The 15,245-nt window shown below is 69.2% G+C and carries 17 protein-coding genes; 9 read left to right on the top strand and 8 right to left on the bottom strand.

The genetic code is table 11. The features are described from left to right. Positions 1-10: 10 nt before the first annotated feature. Entirely contained in the window at positions 11-562 is a 552-nt protein-coding gene (locus tag ACLBYG_RS02520) for a protein phosphatase CheZ (RefSeq protein ID WP_447680499.1), read from the bottom strand. Positions 563-1,025: 463 nt separating this feature from the next. Between ACLBYG_RS02520 and ACLBYG_RS02515 the strand changes: the two genes are divergently transcribed. The 3 genes from ACLBYG_RS02515 to ACLBYG_RS02505 are packed head-to-tail and all read left to right on the top strand — an operon-like array spanning position 1,026 to position 3,588. Continuing rightward, positions 1,026-1,619: a TadE/TadG family type IV pilus assembly protein gene (locus ACLBYG_RS02515; protein ID WP_447680498.1), complete on the top strand. Its 594-nt coding sequence runs from the start codon at positions 1,026-1,028 to the stop codon at positions 1,617-1,619. Further along, positions 1,619-2,257, top strand: coding sequence for a TadE/TadG family type IV pilus assembly protein (locus ACLBYG_RS02510; RefSeq protein WP_056522208.1), 639 nt, complete (start codon positions 1,619-1,621; stop codon positions 2,255-2,257). The genes ACLBYG_RS02515 and ACLBYG_RS02510 overlap by 1 nt, the downstream gene beginning before the upstream one ends. 17 nt (positions 2,258-2,274) lie before the next feature. After that, positions 2,275-3,588, top strand: coding sequence for a TadE/TadG family type IV pilus assembly protein (locus tag ACLBYG_RS02505; protein WP_447680497.1), 1,314 nt, complete (start codon positions 2,275-2,277; stop codon positions 3,586-3,588). Positions 3,589-3,603: 15 nt separating this feature from the next. Here the strand turns inward: ACLBYG_RS02505 and ACLBYG_RS02500 are convergent, their stop codons facing one another. Beyond that, entirely contained in the window at positions 3,604-4,221 is a 618-nt protein-coding gene (locus ACLBYG_RS02500; RefSeq protein ID WP_447680496.1) for a helix-turn-helix domain-containing protein, read from the bottom strand. Positions 4,222-4,360: 139 nt separating this feature from the next. On the opposite strand from ACLBYG_RS02500, the gene ACLBYG_RS02495 reads away from it, so the two are divergent. From ACLBYG_RS02495 to ACLBYG_RS02480, 4 genes are read left to right on the top strand one after another with little or no spacing between them, the layout of a single operon-like run. After that, positions 4,361-5,134, top strand: a complete 774-nt coding sequence (locus ACLBYG_RS02495) for an ABC transporter substrate-binding protein (protein ID WP_091978041.1) — start codon at positions 4,361-4,363, stop codon at positions 5,132-5,134. 5 nt (positions 5,135-5,139) lie between these two features. Then, positions 5,140-5,793 (top strand): amino acid ABC transporter permease, encoded by a 654-nt coding sequence (locus ACLBYG_RS02490; protein ID WP_012317380.1) that lies wholly within the window; start codon positions 5,140-5,142, stop codon positions 5,791-5,793. Then, positions 5,790-6,521, top strand: a complete 732-nt coding sequence (locus ACLBYG_RS02485) for an amino acid ABC transporter ATP-binding protein (protein ID WP_447680495.1) — start codon at positions 5,790-5,792, stop codon at positions 6,519-6,521. The genes ACLBYG_RS02490 and ACLBYG_RS02485 overlap by 4 nt, the downstream gene beginning before the upstream one ends. Positions 6,522-6,529: 8 nt before the next feature. Beyond that, positions 6,530-7,819 carry an NAD(P)/FAD-dependent oxidoreductase gene (locus tag ACLBYG_RS02480; RefSeq protein WP_447680494.1) on the top strand — a complete coding sequence of 430 codons (1,290 nt, stop codon included), beginning with the start codon at positions 6,530-6,532 and terminating at the stop codon, positions 7,817-7,819. A 16-nt stretch (positions 7,820-7,835) separates the two neighbouring features. Here the strand turns inward: ACLBYG_RS02480 and ACLBYG_RS02475 are convergent, their stop codons facing one another. From ACLBYG_RS02475 to ACLBYG_RS02465, 3 genes are read right to left on the bottom strand one after another with little or no spacing between them, the layout of a single operon-like run. Next, positions 7,836-8,999: an MFS transporter gene (locus ACLBYG_RS02475; RefSeq protein WP_447680493.1), complete on the bottom strand. Its 1,164-nt coding sequence runs from the start codon at positions 8,997-8,999 to the stop codon at positions 7,836-7,838. A 33-nt stretch (positions 9,000-9,032) separates the two neighbouring features. Then, positions 9,033-9,470: an arsenate reductase (glutaredoxin) gene (arsC, locus tag ACLBYG_RS02470; RefSeq protein ID WP_091678670.1), complete on the bottom strand. Its 438-nt coding sequence runs from the start codon at positions 9,468-9,470 to the stop codon at positions 9,033-9,035. Beyond that, entirely contained in the window at positions 9,463-9,822 is a 360-nt protein-coding gene (locus ACLBYG_RS02465) for an ArsR/SmtB family transcription factor (RefSeq protein ID WP_447680492.1), read from the bottom strand. The genes arsC and ACLBYG_RS02465 overlap by 8 nt, the downstream gene beginning before the upstream one ends. Before the next feature lie 50 nt (positions 9,823-9,872). On the opposite strand from ACLBYG_RS02465, the gene arsH reads away from it, so the two are divergent. After that, positions 9,873-10,640, top strand: coding sequence for an arsenical resistance protein ArsH (gene arsH, locus ACLBYG_RS02460; RefSeq protein ID WP_447680491.1), 768 nt, complete (start codon positions 9,873-9,875; stop codon positions 10,638-10,640). A gap of 49 nt (positions 10,641-10,689) precedes the next feature. Here the strand turns inward: arsH and ACLBYG_RS02455 are convergent, their stop codons facing one another. Beyond that, positions 10,690-11,010, bottom strand: coding sequence for a hypothetical protein (locus tag ACLBYG_RS02455; protein WP_020091721.1), 321 nt, complete (start codon positions 11,008-11,010; stop codon positions 10,690-10,692). A 175-nt stretch (positions 11,011-11,185) separates the two neighbouring features. Next, positions 11,186-11,362: a hypothetical protein gene (locus ACLBYG_RS02450; protein WP_447680490.1), complete on the bottom strand. Its 177-nt coding sequence runs from the start codon at positions 11,360-11,362 to the stop codon at positions 11,186-11,188. A 382-nt stretch (positions 11,363-11,744) separates the two neighbouring features. Between ACLBYG_RS02450 and ACLBYG_RS02445 the strand changes: the two genes are divergently transcribed. Further along, positions 11,745-13,727 (top strand): acyl CoA:acetate/3-ketoacid CoA transferase, encoded by a 1,983-nt coding sequence (locus tag ACLBYG_RS02445; RefSeq protein WP_020091719.1) that lies wholly within the window; start codon positions 11,745-11,747, stop codon positions 13,725-13,727. A gap of 72 nt (positions 13,728-13,799) precedes the next feature. Here ACLBYG_RS02445 and ACLBYG_RS02440 read toward each other — a convergent pair whose 3' ends face one another. After that, positions 13,800-15,212, bottom strand: a complete 1,413-nt coding sequence (locus ACLBYG_RS02440) for a class I SAM-dependent methyltransferase (RefSeq protein ID WP_447680489.1) — start codon at positions 15,210-15,212, stop codon at positions 13,800-13,802. Positions 15,213-15,245: the final 33 nt, after the last annotated feature.

Below are 15,245 nucleotides of genomic sequence, written 5' to 3'. Positions count from 1 at the left end.
GGACCGCGCCTTACGGGAACATCGCGTCGACCGTGTCCTGCGATACCGAGGCGTCGCCGGGCAGGACGGGGCCGTTGAGCAGGGCCGCCTCCTCGCTGCGCGTGTCGGTCGTCGGATTCGGCCGCGACGGCGCGTCGCCGGGCCCGGACCAGACGCGCAGCATCTCGCCGATCCGCTCCTCGACGAGGACGATCGTGCGCACGACCTTCGAGATCCGCTGGCCGGTGAGGTCCTGGAAATTGCAGGATTCGAAGATCGTCTGCATCTCGATCTGGATGGCTTGGGCGTCGGCCCGGTTGGCGTCCTCGCCCGACCGTCTCACGATGCCGCGCGCGAGCGTGTCCACCTTCTCCGAAGCCGTCAGGATCGCGTTGGTGGCGTCCTCGGTGCCCTGCACCACGGCGAGGAGCTCGTCCCGCGCGCGGCTCGTCTCCTGTTCCTGCCGGAGGTCGGCGATCTCCTGGCGCGTGCGCGCGATCGCGTCGGAGATCGACAGGAGCTGGGTCCGGAGGAGCCCAACACCCTCTTCGATGGAGGCAACGTCCGGCAGAGCGCGGGCCATGATCGGGGATCGCCATGCGGTTTATATTGGCCGGTGAAACTATCGGCGACCTCTTAAGCCGCGCTTAATGGCACTTATCTCGACGCGATTCTGTGCCGCTCCGGCCGATCGTGACTGTGCAATGTCCTATTTTCACGTCATCCACAAGTCAAAGCACGCCGAACGCGCGCTGAACCCGCGCCTCGTCTTGTCGACCGCTTCGCGCGACGTCGACGCGACGATCTCCGCCTGGCCGAAGAGTGCGATCTCGCCGCGTTACCGATGAGGGCTGGAACAGCGGCGCTCTCAACTGTTGGTTGATGCTAACGAACTATTCCGGCGCCCGCTCGGTAGCACATGTGCGTGAACGGCTCGACTTTGAGCAGTGATGCGCGGAGAAAAGTAAGCTTTTGATGCTCTCTCGAGCTCGGTGGTTCCGATTTCGAGTTGGGATGTGAGCAGGGCAATCCGAGCGGCGTCGCGCTTGCTCGACCTCCGGGAACGGGCCGCGCGCTTCGCGCGGGCACGCGGGGGCGCGACGGCCGTGGAGTTCGCCCTGGTGGCCCTGCCGTTCTTCGCGCTGGTCGGGGCCTGCCTCGAGAACGGGATCGTGTTCTGGGAGCAGGAGATCCTCCAGCAGGCGGTGTCCGACGCCAGCCGGCAGATCTACACGGGCACGTTTCAGACGACGAACGCCGGCACAACCGACCCGGCGACGCTGATGAGCCGCTTCCGGACGGCGATCTGCACGCAGCCGAACGGCACGCCCCGGGTCACGATCTTCACCTGCGCCAACGTCCGGGTCAGCGTGATGAAGGTGGCCGATTACGGGTCCGCCAACCCGGTCTCGCCGGTCGCGACCAACGCCAGCGGTGCGAGCGACTGGAACCCGAACTTCGCCAGCTACGCCTGCGCCGGGAACTCGGCCATCGTGATCGTGCAGGCCGCGGTCGACATCCCGGTCTTCTTCCCGCTGCTCGGTGCCGCCGTGCCCAACCTGCCGAACAAGCGGCGGGTGCTGCAGGCCGCGACGGTGTTCAAGGTGGAACCCTACACCGCACCGTCGGGGTGCTCGTGATGGGCGGCCTGCCGATCGGCCTGAGCCGCTTCCGCCGCGATGAGCGCGGGATCGCCGCCGTCGAGTTCGCGCTCGTCCTGCCCCTGCTGATCGTCCTGTATTTCGGAACCGCCGAGCTGACGCGCGTCGTCGACGCGACCCGGAAACTGACCCTGTTCGCGCGCACGCTGGGCGATCTGTCCGGACGGGTGGACAACGCTCTGGCGACCCAGAACGGGATGGCTCTGGCGACGCAGGACGGGATGACGAAGATCACCAGTGCGGCGACCGCGATCCTGCGCCCGCTGGACGCGTCCGGCCTGCAGATCGTGGTCAACGCGATGGGCGTGGAAACGGTCAACGGGTCGCTCAAGGGCTTCGTCTGCTCCAGCTGGCCGCAGAACGCCACGAAGCGCCCGGCCAACCAGGCCAACGGGAGCAACGGACTCCCCGCCACACCGGCCGCCTATCAGTTCGACGGGGCCCGCTACATCCTGGCGGAAGTCACGATGCCCTACACCCCGATCATCGGGAGTGCCCTGTACCGCTGGATCTTCGGCGGCCGCGGATTGACCTTCACGCGGCAGATCCCGTGGTCCGAGCGCACCCCCAGCGAGATCGTCATGCCGGGCGGCACCGCCTGCCCGGTCTACAACTAATGGTCGAGGGAAGGCCCGTGTCGGTGTTCCGCATCCGGTTGAACCGCACTCTCAGGCTGGCCGTCGCGGCGTTTCCGCGGGCGCGCTCCGGTCAGGTCGCGCTGACGTTCGCGCTGGTCACGCTGCCGGTCATGTTCGCCACGGCGGCGGCGATCGATTACGGGCGCCGCAACGCCGCGAAGACCCAGCTCGACACCGCCCTCGACGGCGCCGTTCTCGCGGTGATGTCGCAGAAGACCAACACGATCCCGGCGACGACCTTGCAGAACATGGAGACGCAGTTCCGCGCTGAGGCCGCCAAGGTTCCGGGCGTCACGGTGACCTCGTTCGCCCCCGGCGCGCCGGTGAACAGCGCGAAGACGCTGAGCCTCACCGCCACCTACACGGCGACGGTCAAGACCAGCCTGGCATCGATGATGCAGATCCCGGCCATGCCCATCAGCGGCACGTCCTCGGCGACCCGCAACACCTCGCAGTACATCAACTACTACCTGCTGCTCGACAACTCGCCGTCGATGGGGCTCGCGGCGACCGATGCCGACGTGAGCAACATGAAGCGCGCCACCAACGGGTGCGCGTTCGCCTGCCACCAGCACACCTTCGACAACAAGGGCAACATCATCGGCGACGATCAGAACGACTTCTACCATGTGGCGTTGCGGAACAACATCAAGCTCCGCATCCAGGTTCTGAGGGACGCGGTCTCGGCGCTCGTCGATCAGGCGAATGTCAGCATGTTGCTGCCGCAACAGTTCCAGATGGAGATGTGGACCTTCAACGATTCGGTGACGCAGACGCGGCTGCAGGCGATGACGCCGACCTTGAACAACATCAAGACCGCGACCCCGAATATCGATATCGCCTACGCCTACTACAATCAGTCCGACAATCAGACCGATTTCGAGCGGGCCATCGCGAAGATGAACGCGACGATCCCGGCCAGCGGCGACGGGCTGACGCCGGACAAGCCGATCCGGTTCCTGTTCATGGTCACCGACGGCGTCGAGGACACCGGCGGCAGCGTCACCAACCAGAGCGCGGGTTTCCAGATCCAGAGCAACCGCTTCATCGGGCCGCTGAGTCCCTCGACCTGCACGAATCTCAAGAACAAGAACGTCAAGATCGGGATCATCTACACGCAGTACCTGCCGATCTACGATAACGATTTCTACAACAGCTACGTCAGGCCGTACGAGTCGAAGATCGGGCCGGCACTGCAGGCCTGCGCGTCCGACGGCATGTATTTTCCGGTGACCACGAACGGCGACATCACCGCCGCCATGCTGAAGCTTTTCAGCACCACGCTCGCGAGCGTGCGCCTGAGCAACTGACGCGCCGCGCCCCGCTCACGTCGTCGCGGGTGATCCGAGGACGTTGACCCACAGGACGGTGGTCTGGCTGCGCCGATCGGGATTGCTGAAGCGGTGCGGCCGCCGGCTCTCGAAGCGGAAGCTGTCGCCCTCCGCGAGCTGGAGCGTCCGCGTCTCGACGATCAGGGTGAGGCGCCCCGCGAGGACGAGGCCGGCTTCCTCGCCGTCGTGGCTGAACGGCTCGTCGCCGGTGCTCGCGCCGGGCTTCAGCACCATGTGGAACAGGCTCATCCCCTGCGTGCCCCCTGGCGGGGTCAGGAGCTGCTTGGTGATGCCGGCCCGCCAGAGCTGAAGTTCCGGCCGGTCCTTCCGGAACACGACGATGGGATCCGGGTCGGGCGCGTCCGGCCCCGCTTCGAACAGGCCGCCGATCCCGATCTGCAGCGTGTCGGCGAGCAGCGCCAGGACCCGCAGGGACGGCGACGACAGGCCCCGCTCGACCTGGCTGATGAAGCCGATCGACAGGCCCGTGCTGAACGCCACCGCCTCCAGCGAGAGTCCGCGCGCGCGACGCAGGCCGCGCAGGCGCTGACCCACAGCCCGGTCGACCGGTTCCGGACCCGTTGCCTCGCCTCGGGGGATGCTCACCGTCACGCCAGCCTGCCTCTCGTGTGCTTCTTCATGCACGTGAAAGTCGCTTGCGTCGATACCGAAAACGTGCGGTATTCTTCACGAGAATGAAATCGGGCCCGGCTTCCGCCGCGTGACCCGGGCACTGCACGGGAGCGGCACCATGAGAAGACGGTTGGCCAAGCTGTGTCTGTCGTCGGCGCTGCTCCTCGGCGTCCTCGGCGCCCCCGTCGGCGCGCAGGCCCTGAAGGTGGGATCGACGCCCACCGGCCTGCCCTTCACCTTCCTCGATACCAAGACGAACAGCATTCAAGGCGTGATGGTCGACCTCGTCAACGCGGTCAGCAAGGAGGCGGGTTTCACGGTCGCGGTCGAGCCGCTGCAATTCTCGACGCTGATCCCGGCACTCACCGCCTCGAAGATCGATATCATCGCGGCGGCGATGTTCATCACGCCGCAGCGCAAGGAGGTCGTGTCGTTCTCGGCGCCCGTCTACAGCTACGGCGAGGGGCTGATCGTCCCGAAGACCGACACGAAGGACTACACGTCCTTCGCTGACCTGAAGGGCGAGACGGTGGGCGCCCAGGTCGGCACCGCCTTCGTCGAGCCGCTGAAGAAGTCGGGCCTCTTCAACGAGGTGAAGATCTACGACGCGATCCCCGACATCATCCGGGACGTCAATTCCGGGCGGCTGAAGGCCGGCTTCGCCGACGCGCCGATCCTCGCCTACTACGTCAAGCAGGGCCTGTTTCCCGGCGTCCGCCTCGTCGAGACCTTTAAGCCGACCGTCGTCGCCTCGGTCGGCCTCAGCGTCCGCAAGACCGACACCGAGCTCCTCGCCAAGATCGACAAGGCGCTCGCCAAGCTGAAGGCCGACGGGACGCTCCAGGCGATCCTGACCAAGTGGGGTCTGCCGCCGTCGGCCGACCGGTCCTGACATTCATGCGCGAGTTCCTCGCCGACGCGCAGGACTACCTGCCGATCCTGCTGCAGGGCGTGCAGCTCACGATCCTGATCACGATCGCGTCCCTGGTGGTCTCGACGCTGCTCGGGCTGGTCTGGGCGGTGATGCGGGTCTCCGGCATCGCGATCCTGTCGGGCTTCAGCGCGGTGATGATCAACATCCTGCGCGGCATCCCGATCATCGTGCAGCTGTTCTACATCTACTTCGTGATGCCCGATTTCGGCCTGTCGCTCACCGCGGTCCAGGCGGCGATCATCGGGCTCGGCATCGCCTACTCGGCCTATCAGGCCGAGAACTTCCGCGCCGGCATCGAGGCGGTGGATCGCGGCCAGGTCGAGGCGGCGCTGTCGATCGGCATGGGCTGGGGCATGACCATGCGGCGGGTGATCCTGCCGCAGGCGATCCGGATCGCGCTGCCGCCCTACGGCAACATCATGATCATGATGCTCAAGGACTCGTCGCAGGCCTCGACCATCACGGTCGCCGAATTGGCGCTCCAGGGAAAGCTCATCGCCTCGTCGACCTTCAAGAACACCAGCGTCTACACGCTGGTGGCGCTGATGTACCTCGCGCTGAGCCTGCCGCTGATCCTGCTGGTCCGCCACTTTGAGGCGAAGGGGCGGCATCGATGATCGTGCTGGAGGACGTCCACAAGCATTACGGCGCGCTGGAGGTGATCAAGGGCGTCTCGGCCGAGGTCACCAAGGGCGAGGTCGTCTGCATCATCGGGCCCTCGGGATCCGGCAAATCGACCCTCCTGCGCTGCATCAACGGGCTCGAGGCCTACGACGGCGGCGAGATCCGCGTCGACGGGCAGCGGGTCGACCGGGACAAGCGCGGCATCAAGGCGATCCGCACGCGGGTCTCCATGGTCTTCCAGCGCTTCAACCTGTTCGCCAACCGGACCGCGCTCGAGAACGTCGTCGAGGGGCCGATCCACGTGAAGGGCGAGCCCCGGGGCGAGGCCGAGGAGCGGGCGCGCGCCCTGCTCGCCCGGGTCGGGCTCTCGGGCAAGGAGCACGCCCGGCCGAACGAGCTCTCCGGCGGGCAGCAGCAGCGCGTCGCGATCGCCCGGGCGCTCGCCATGCGGCCGGAGGCGATCCTGTTCGACGAGCCGACCTCGGCCCTCGATCCCGAGCTCGTCGGCGACGTGCTGAAGGTCATGCGCGCCCTCGCCGACGAGGGTATGACGATGCTCGTGGTCACCCATGAGATCGGCTTCGCCCGCGAGGTCGCCGACCGGGTCCTCTTCCTCGACGGCGGCCGACTCGTCGAGCAGGGGCCGGCCGCCGAGGTCCTCAACCGGCCGCAGAACCCGCGTACCCGGGACTTCCTGCAGCGCGTGCTGCACCCGCTCTAGGACACGCCGTGGCCGAACCGTTCCCGCTCGCACCCTCGCTCTGGGCCACGACGGCGGCGCCCGCGCCGGACACGCCGCCGCTGGCCCGATCCGGCCTGGCCGAGGTGGTGATCGTCGGCGGCGGGTTCTGCGGCCTGTCCACCGCCCTGCATCTCGCCGAGCGCGGCATCAGACCCGTCGTGCTCGAGGCGCAGGAGGTCGGCTACGGCGGGTCCGGTCGCAACGGCGGCCAGGTCATCCCGGGCCTGAAATACGATCCCGCCGACCTCGTCGCGCGGTTCGGTCGGGAGCGCGGCGAGCGGCTCGCGCGCTTCGCCGGCGGGACCGCCGACGTCGTGTTCGACCTCATCGCCCGGCACGGGATGGACGTGCCGCATTCCCGCGCCGGCTGGATCCAGGGCGCCCACACCGAGGCCGGGCTCGCCGAGGTCGCCAAGCGGGCGGCCCAGTGGGCGGATCTCGGTGCGCCCACCCGCGTCCTCGACAGGGCCGAGACCGAGCAGCTGCTGGGGACCGACCGCTATCTCGGCGGTTGGCTCGACGGCCGCGGCGGGGCGATCCAGCCCCTGAGCTACGCCCGCGGCCTCGCCCGGGCCGCCCAGAAGGCCGGCGCCACGATCCACGGCGGATCGCCGGTCACCGGCCTCGAACGGACCGGATCGGGCTGGACCGTCACCACGGCCCAGGGCGAGCGGGTGACGACCGGCCGGGTCGTGCTGTGCACCAACGGCTACACGGGCGGCCTGTGGCCGAACCTCGCGCGGACCGTGATCGCGGCGAACTCGTTCCAGGTCGCCACGGTGCCGCTGACCGACAACCTGCGGCGCTCGATCCTGCCCGAAGGCCACGTCTCCTCGGACACGCGCAAGCTCCTGCTCTACTTCCGCCTCGACCATACCGGACGCCTGCTGATGGGCGGCCGCGGTCCGTTCCGGGAGCCGCGCGATCCCGCCGACTGGGCCCATCTCGAGCGGATCGTCGGCAAGCTCTTCCCCCAGCTCGACGGGATCGCCTTCGACCATCGCTGGTGCGGCCGCGTCGCGATCACCCGGGACTACCTGCCCCATATCCACGAGCCGGCGCCCGGGCTCCTCATCGATATCGGCTGCCAGGGCCGGGGCGTCGGCCTCCAGTCGGCGATGGGCCGGGCGATGGCCGCCTACATCGCGACCGGAGATGCCGGCAACCTGCCCCTGCCGCTGACGCCGATCGAGCCGCTGCCGCTCCACGGGCTGAACCGGCTGTACGTCTCGGCGATCATCGCCTGGTACCGCCTGCGCGACGGCGGCATCCGCTGATCCTACCGGCCCGCCGTCACCGCGCGCGCCACAGCGCCCCGATCAGGCCCAGGGCGGCGAGCGCCAGCGCGAGGAGCACCCACCACAGGGCCCCCGGCCCGACATGGGTGAGCACGACGGCCCCAGCCGGCGGCGCCAGGGCCTGGGCGGCCAGGGCCGGCCGGGCGAGGCGGCCGACCACCAGCGGGTAGCGCACGGGGCCGAACAGGGCGAGCGGGACCGTGCCGCGGGCGATCGAGTAGATCCCGTTGCCGCCCGCGTAGAGCACCAGCCAGAGCGCCACGCCCGGCAGCCCGGCCGCGAGGAGCCACAGCCCGAGGGCGATCAGGCCGAAGGCGGCCGTCAGTGTCCAGAGCGGGTGGTGGCGGCCCTTGAGGGAGATCTCGGCGACGCGGGCGCTCACCTGCGCGGGCCCGATCAGCGCCCCGTACGAGACGGCGGCGGCGAGCGACACGCCGCGCGCCTGCAGCAGGGTGAGCAGGTGCACCGAGACCTGGGACATGATCGCGCCGCCGATGACCAGCACCCCCGCGAACAGCAGGAACGCGCGGCGCTCCCGGGTCGATAGCGGCGCGGACCCCGTTCCCTGTGGCCCGTCGGAGACCGGGAGTGCCGGCGCGTGCGGGATCATCGCGAGGATGAGCGGCAGCGTCACCGCGAGGTGCAGGCCGGCATAGGTGAGGCAGGCGCCCCGCCAGCCGACATGGGCCACCAGGAAGGCCGAGAGCGGCCAGCACACGGTGCTGGCGAACCCGCCCCAGAGGGTCAGCGTGGTGATGGCCGGCCGCGCGGCCGCGCCGTAGAGCCGCCCGAGGGTCGCGAAGGCGGGGTCATACAGGCCGCAACCCATGCCGGCGCCGAGGATCAGCCAGCCGGCGAGATAGATCGGCAGGTTCGGCGCCACGGCCACGACGGTCAGCCCAGCGGCGAGGAGCAGCGCCGCGAGGGCGAGGACCGGCCGCCCGCCGTGCCGGTGGATCGCCGCCCCGACATGCGGTGAGGCGAGGGCCGCGACGAGGAGGCCGAAGGCCAGTCCGCTGACCACCCAGGCGAGCGGCCAGCCGGTGCTCTCGGCGATGGGGGCCGCCATCACCGCCGGCAGGTAGAACGACGAGCCCCAGGCGAGGATCTCCACGACGCCGAGTGCGGCGATCACCGGCCAGCGGCTGGCTTCGCTCATGTCCGGACCGCCGCCGCCAAGGCCCGCGGGCGCTCAGGCCGTGGCGACACGGCGGCCCTGCTCGTCGACCACCGGCTCGCCGTCCTCCTTCACGAACCCGCCCCGCTGCGGCGGCAGGAGATCCAGCACCGCCTCCGAGGGGCGGCACAGGCGTACGCCCTTCGGCGTGACCACGAGTGGCCGGTTGAGCAGGATCGGATGCGCCGCGACGGCGTCGAGCAACTGCCCGTCGGTCAGGTCCGGGTTGCCGAGGTCGAGCTCGGCGTAGGGCGTGCCCTTCTCCCGGAGCACGTCGCGCACCGACAGCCCGGCGCGGTCGAGGAGCTGCAGCAGCAGCGCGCGGGCCGGCGGCGTCTTGAGATACTCGATCACGTGGGGCTCGATCCCGGCGTTACGGATCATCGCGAGAGTGTTGCGCGACGTGCCGCAGGCCGGATTGTGGTAGATCACGACGTCGAACGGCTCAGACATGTGCTGTGTCTCCCGAGGGGCTGAGGCAGGCGGCCAGGGTCTCCGCCGCCGGCGTGCAGATCTCCGCGCGGCCCTGGCAGCAATCGCGCATCAGGAACGCGATCAGATCGGCCAGCACCGGATAGGCGGCACTGTAGAGGATGGAGCGACCGTCGCGCCGCGAACCGACCAGCCCGGCGCGGCTCAGTTCCTTCAGGTGATGCGACACCGTGGCGGCCGACACGCCGACCGCCTCGGCCAGCGTCCCGGAGGCGAGGCCTTCCGGACCGGCTCTCACCAGCGCCCGCACCAACCGCAGCCTGTGCTCCTGCGCCAGGGCCGCGAAGGCCGACAGGGCTTGCGCGTCGTCCATTTTCCCGACAATCTTCAAACAGTTGTTTGAACGTATGAGAAAGCGTCCCGGTGAGCAAGAGCCCGGCCCCTGCCCCTTCGGTCCGCGACGGCCTGCCGAATCTCAGCGCGGCGCATTTCGCAACGCCGACCGACGGGGCCGGTCGGGGGATCCCGCTCGCGCACGCGCCGCGCCTCCTGATCCTGTACGGGTCGCTCCGCGAACGCTCCTTCAGCCGGTTCCTGGCCTACGAGGCCGCGCGGCTCCTGGAGGCGATGGGCGGCGAGGTCCGCATCTATCACGCCGACGGCCTGCCGCTGCCCGACGACGCGACCGCCGACCATCCGAAGGTGCGGGAGATCCGCGCCCTCTCGGCCTGGTCCGATGGGCAGGTCTGGGTCTCGCCCGAGCGGCACGGCGCGCTCACCGGCGTGATGAAGAGCCAGATCGACTGGCTGCCCCTGTCCGAGGGGAGTCTGCGCCCGACGCAGGGCCGGACCCTCGCGGTGATGCAGGTCTCGGGCGGCTCCCAGAGCTTCAACGCCGTGAACGCCCTGCGCGTCCTCGGCCGCTGGATGCGGATGATCACGATCCCCAACCAGTCCTCGGTGCCGATGGCCTACCGGGAGTTCGACGAGGCCGGCCGTATGAGGCCCGGGCCGCTCTACGACCGGGTCGTCGACGTGTGCGAGGAACTCATGAAGTTCACGCTGCTGACCCGCGGATGCGCCGATTACCTCGTGGACCGCTACAGCGAGCGCAAGGAGCGCGATCCCGACCGGCTCGCCGGTGTCGCGGCCGATATCGGCTTCGCGAAGCCCTCACCGCCGGGCGCCTGAGCCACGCCGGCCCGATCGCGCCGCCACGCGGTCCGGCCCGGGCCGGTGCTCACTGGAATCGCCGCATCTCCGGCGCCAGCGAGCGCCCCGCTTCGAGGAGGGCGCGGACCTTGCGGGTCGCGTGCTGGAGGATGTCCGGCCGCGCATCCTCGTAGGACGTCTCCTCGACGAAGCTCCGCAGGGCCTCCGTGATCCGGTCCTCGATCTCGTCCATCAGGGCGAGCCCCTCCGGACCTTCCCGCCGCAGATGCGCGTCTGCGAGCGTCAGGTAGGCGGCGCTCGCCAGCAGGAAGGCGATCCCGTTCGCCTCCTGAGCCGCCGCGGAGCTCGCGTCGCCGCCGTCCATGCCGTCTGCGACGTCGTCGTCCATCGGCTCACATACTCCCCGTTCGTTGCTCACGCTGTGCCGCTCCCGCCGCGTCGCGCCAAGTAGAGAAAAAGGGTCGGTCCCCGTCCCCATTCGGGCGACGTCGGGGGCCGATCCGGACCGCCGGCCCCGCGTCGTCGCCGGGCGCCGGACCGGTCCGCTCGGCTCTCCCCGGGCCTCAATGGCCCGGATCGGCGCGGTCCTCGGTCGCGCGCCGCTCGCGCATCCGGAGCAGTGCCCGGCGCCAGGCATCCACCACCGCCGCGCGTGCGCGGGCATCGGTCTCGCGGTCGGACTCCGCCGTCCGGGCCTTGCCGTCGGCCTGCCTGCTCCGGGCTCTCGGATCTCGGTTCATGATCGCCTCCTGTCGTGTCCAGACCGAGAGACACCGGATCCCGGGACGCCGCGGTGAGGCGGCGCACGCGGACCATGGAAATCGCGTGCGGCGGAGCACAGGCGGCCGACGGCCCCGCGACGCGCGCAATTTTTCTGATCGTGGACCGAAGAGTTTTTCAGGAGCGCCGACACTCATTTTCGGAGTACTGTCACGGCGCCGGCATGTGCCCTCGTGCGATGCCGCAAATATTGATGCGGTGCAATAACGATCGTATTCAAAACTCAGCCGATCTCCGGGGCCGAGACGTCCCGGCACCACGGGGGCGGCGCATGGCACAGTCGGAGGCGACGGGCATCACGGCCGGCCGCTCCTCCACGTGCCGGGGAGGATCACGGGCTCCATGAGGAAGAACAAGGTCATCTCGGCGGAGGAGGCGATCGCGCTGATCCGCGAGAACGACGTCGTGACCACCACGGGGTTCGTCCAGAGCTGCATCCCGGAGGCCCTGCACGCCGCCCTCGAGAAGCGGTTCGTCGAGACCGGATCACCGCGCGGCCTCACCCTGATCATGACGGCCGGCGCCGGCGACAGCAAAGGGCTCGGCACCGGCCGCCTGCACCATGACGGCCTCCTCACGCGGGTGATCGCGGCCAATTTCGGCCGCATGCCCAAGGTCGCCAAGGCCGCGCAGGACAACCTGATCCGCGGCTACAACCTGCCCCAGGGCGTGATCTCCCAGCTCTACCGGGCCTGCGCGGCGGGCCAGCCCGGCCTGTTCTCGAAGGTCGGCCTGAAGACCTACGTCGACCCGCGCCACGGGGGCGCCAAGGTCAACGAGCTGACCACCGAGGACATCGTCAAGCTCGTCGAGGTCGATGGCGAGGAGTGGCTGTTCTACACGGCGACCAAGATCGACGTGGCCTTCATCCGGGCCACCTCGGCCGATCCGTCGGGCAACCTCTCCTACGAGAAGGAGGCGCTGACCCTGGACTGCCTCGCCCAGGCCATGGCGGCCCGCAACAACGGCGGCATCGTCATCGCCCAGGTCGAGCGCATCGTCGACGACGGCTACCTCCTGCCGAAGGACGTGCGCGTGCCCGGCATCCTCGTAGACTGCGTGGTGGTCGCCGAGCCCGAGATGCACCGGATGAACTACGGCGTGATGCACGACGCGGCGCTCGCCGGCGAGATCCGGGTCCCGGTCACCGGCATCAAGCGGATGGCGCTCAACGAGCGCAAGATCATCGCGCGCCGCGCCGCCTTCGAGCTGCCGCCGAACGGCGTGGTCAATCTCGGCGTCGGCGCGCCCGAGGGCATCTCGTCGGTCGCCAACGAGGAGAAGATCACCCCCTACATCACCCTCACCACCGAGGCGGGCGCGGTCGGCGGGGTGCTGGCGTCCGGTTCGAGCTTCGGCGCGGCCACCAACGCCGACTGCATCATCGACCAGAACCAGATGTTCGACTTCTACGACGGCGGCGGCCTCGACATGACCTGCCTGGGCATGGCCGAGTGCGACGCGGCCGGCAACGTCAACACCTCGCGGTTCGGCGGCAAGCTGAACGGCTGCGGCGGCTTCATCAACATCTCGCAGAACGCCCGCACCGTCGTGTTCGCCGGGACGTTCACGGCCGGCGGTCTCGAGATCGCGGTGTCCGACGGTCAGGTGCGCATCGTGAACGAGGGCAAGGCCCGCAAGTTCGTCACTCAGGTCCAGCAGAACACCTTCTCGGGCCCCTACGCGGTCGAGCGGTCGCAGCCGGTCCTCTACGTGACCGAGCGGTGCGTCTTCCAGCTGACTCCGGAGGGCTTGGAGCTGATCGAGGTCGCGCCGGGGATCGACATCGAGCGCGACATCCTCGCCCACATGGATTTCGCCCCCGTCGTGCGCAATCCGGTGCCGATGGATCCGCGCATCTTCCGCGAGGAGCCGATGGAGCTGATCTCGGATCTGCTCAACCTCGATCTGAAGTCCCGCGTCAGCTACGACGGCGAGCGCAACATCCTCTTCGTCAACCTGGAAGGCTGGTACTGCCGGGTGAAGGGCGACATGGACGAGCTGCGCATGACCATCGTCGAGGCCTGCCGGAAGGCGGGCCAGCGGGTCAACGCCGTGATCAATCACGACGGCTTCCGGCTCAACGAGAACTTGGTCGACGACTACGCCGGCATGGTCCAGTACCTGCAGGCGAACTACTACGCGACCACGACCCGCTACGCGACCAGCGCCTTCCTGCGCCTCAAGATGGAGGAGGCCCTGAACAAGCGCGGGGTCGCGCCGCACGTCTTCGAGCGCAAGGAGGAGGCGCAGGCCTTCGTCAGCAGCACCGAGGACAAGAAGGCCCGCAAGCGCATCTCCCCGGCGGTCGCGTCGGCGGCGTGAGGGCCGGCCGGGCCCGCTCCGGGCGCGCCGGGCGCCGCTCGCGCCACGGCGCGGTCGGTGCCGCGGCCTGCCTCAGGCGACCGGCAGGCCGAGGACCCGCCGCGATTCCTCGGACAGCACCGCGTGGCGCGCCGATTCGGGGCCGTCATTCGGCGTCCGCGCGGCCGCCTGCGTGACGAGGTCCCGGAACCGCTTCTTGTCGAGGGCGCGGCCGCGCAGGCTTCCGAGCACGGCGTCCAGCACCATGCGGACGGCCCGGGCGCGCTGGCGCTCGCGCTCCAGTTCGGCGGCGAGCAGCGGATCCCCGAACTGGGCCGCGCCGAGCGGCGCCACCAAGACGGCGCCGTCGATGACGGCGGGATCCCGGTCGTCGGTCTCGACCGCAGAATCCGTGATGCCGTCGAGGATCTTGGTCGCCTCGGTCAGCAGGATCTTGTGCTGGACCGCCGCCGAGAGGTTCCCCGGAACCTTCTGGCTCGCCGCGGCAATCAGGCGCTTGAACTTGGCCCGATCCAGCCCGAAACGGCCGATGCTGGCCCGCAGCGCTGCCAGCACGGTGCGGAGCGCCTCGGTCCGGTAGGTCGCCTTGAGGAGCTGATCCCGCAGCGCCCCCGCCGAGGCCATCTCGACGAAGGACGTCTCGGGCAGTTGCTGCACCTGTTCCGCCAGCTCGACGATGGCGCGCTGCATCAGCGCGGTGCGCTGCTCGCGGATCTCGTCCGGCGCCAGCCGCTGGCGTCCCTTGCGGAGCCACACGAAGAATTCCGTCGCGTCCCGGTCGAGGAAATCCTCGACGCGCAGATCGATGTAGCCGAGCTGCGCCAGCTCCAGGATCATCAGATTGAAGCTCGCCGGCACGAACACCCAGGCATGGGCGTCGGCGTAGTAGGGCAGTTGCGCGGCGCCGAGCCACTGCGGCTCGTCGGTGAGCGGATTCGCGGGAATGGCCGGCCGCGTGTCCTGGCCCGACCAGGCGCCGACCGTGCCGTTGTCCTTCAGCGCCATGTTCAGGGCGTAGTCGATGTGGGTCCGGACCGTGTGCCGGTTCCGCTTCTCCAGGAACGCCGCGACCGCGTCCGCCGTCCCGGTGAGGGAACGGTAGAAATCGAAGCATTTGCGCTTGTCGGGCACGGCCAGGATCACCACGCCGTCCGGCCGCAGCAGCGTCTCGGCGGCGCGCAGGAAGGTCACGATGTCGGTCGTGTGCTCGATGACGTGGCTGGCGATGAACGCGTCGAAGGTGCCGTGCTGGTCGACCGGGACCGCGTCCGCGATCGAGCCGCCTGTCCAGACGAAATCGACCTCCTCGATGCGGTCGACCGTCTGGTCGTGATACTTCTCGATGAGCTCCGAGCGCGGCGCGTGATCGATGACGAACGTGTTCCAGCCGTCGCGCTTCGGCGCGAGCGGGCTGAAGCTCGGGCCAATCTCCACGATGCGGGCGTCCTTGGTCAGCGACCTCAGGAGTTGCTGCGCACGATCCATTGCCACTAAGCTCCGATCAAACGCTTCGCGAAT

It is taken from the genome of Methylobacterium sp. D53M (assembly GCF_053345625.1).
This window is presented reverse-complemented; position numbering and strand designations above follow the sequence as displayed.

Coding starts and splice junctions, on each gene's coding strand:
- ACLBYG_RS02450 (WP_447680490.1), bottom strand. CDS start 11,362: ATGAACCGAGATCCGAGAGCCCGGAGCAGGCAGGCCGACGGCAAGGCC.
- ACLBYG_RS02490 (WP_012317380.1), top strand. CDS start 5,140: ATGCGCGAGTTCCTCGCCGACGCGCAGGACTACCTGCCGATCCTGCTG.
- arsC (WP_091678670.1), bottom strand. CDS start 9,470: ATGTCTGAGCCGTTCGACGTCGTGATCTACCACAATCCGGCCTGCGGC.
- ACLBYG_RS02495 (WP_091978041.1), top strand. CDS start 4,361: ATGAGAAGACGGTTGGCCAAGCTGTGTCTGTCGTCGGCGCTGCTCCTC.
- ACLBYG_RS02520 (WP_447680499.1), bottom strand. CDS start 562: ATGGCCCGCGCTCTGCCGGACGTTGCCTCCATCGAAGAGGGTGTTGGG.
- ACLBYG_RS02475 (WP_447680493.1), bottom strand. CDS start 8,999: ATGAGCGAAGCCAGCCGCTGGCCGGTGATCGCCGCACTCGGCGTCGTG.
- ACLBYG_RS02445 (WP_020091719.1), top strand. CDS start 11,745: ATGAGGAAGAACAAGGTCATCTCGGCGGAGGAGGCGATCGCGCTGATC.
- ACLBYG_RS02510 (WP_056522208.1), top strand. CDS start 1,619: ATGGGCGGCCTGCCGATCGGCCTGAGCCGCTTCCGCCGCGATGAGCGC.
- ACLBYG_RS02465 (WP_447680492.1), bottom strand. CDS start 9,822: ATGGACGACGCGCAAGCCCTGTCGGCCTTCGCGGCCCTGGCGCAGGAG.
- ACLBYG_RS02455 (WP_020091721.1), bottom strand. CDS start 11,010: ATGGACGACGACGTCGCAGACGGCATGGACGGCGGCGACGCGAGCTCC.
- ACLBYG_RS02440 (WP_447680489.1), bottom strand. CDS start 15,212: ATGGATCGTGCGCAGCAACTCCTGAGGTCGCTGACCAAGGACGCCCGC.
- ACLBYG_RS02485 (WP_447680495.1), top strand. CDS start 5,790: ATGATCGTGCTGGAGGACGTCCACAAGCATTACGGCGCGCTGGAGGTG.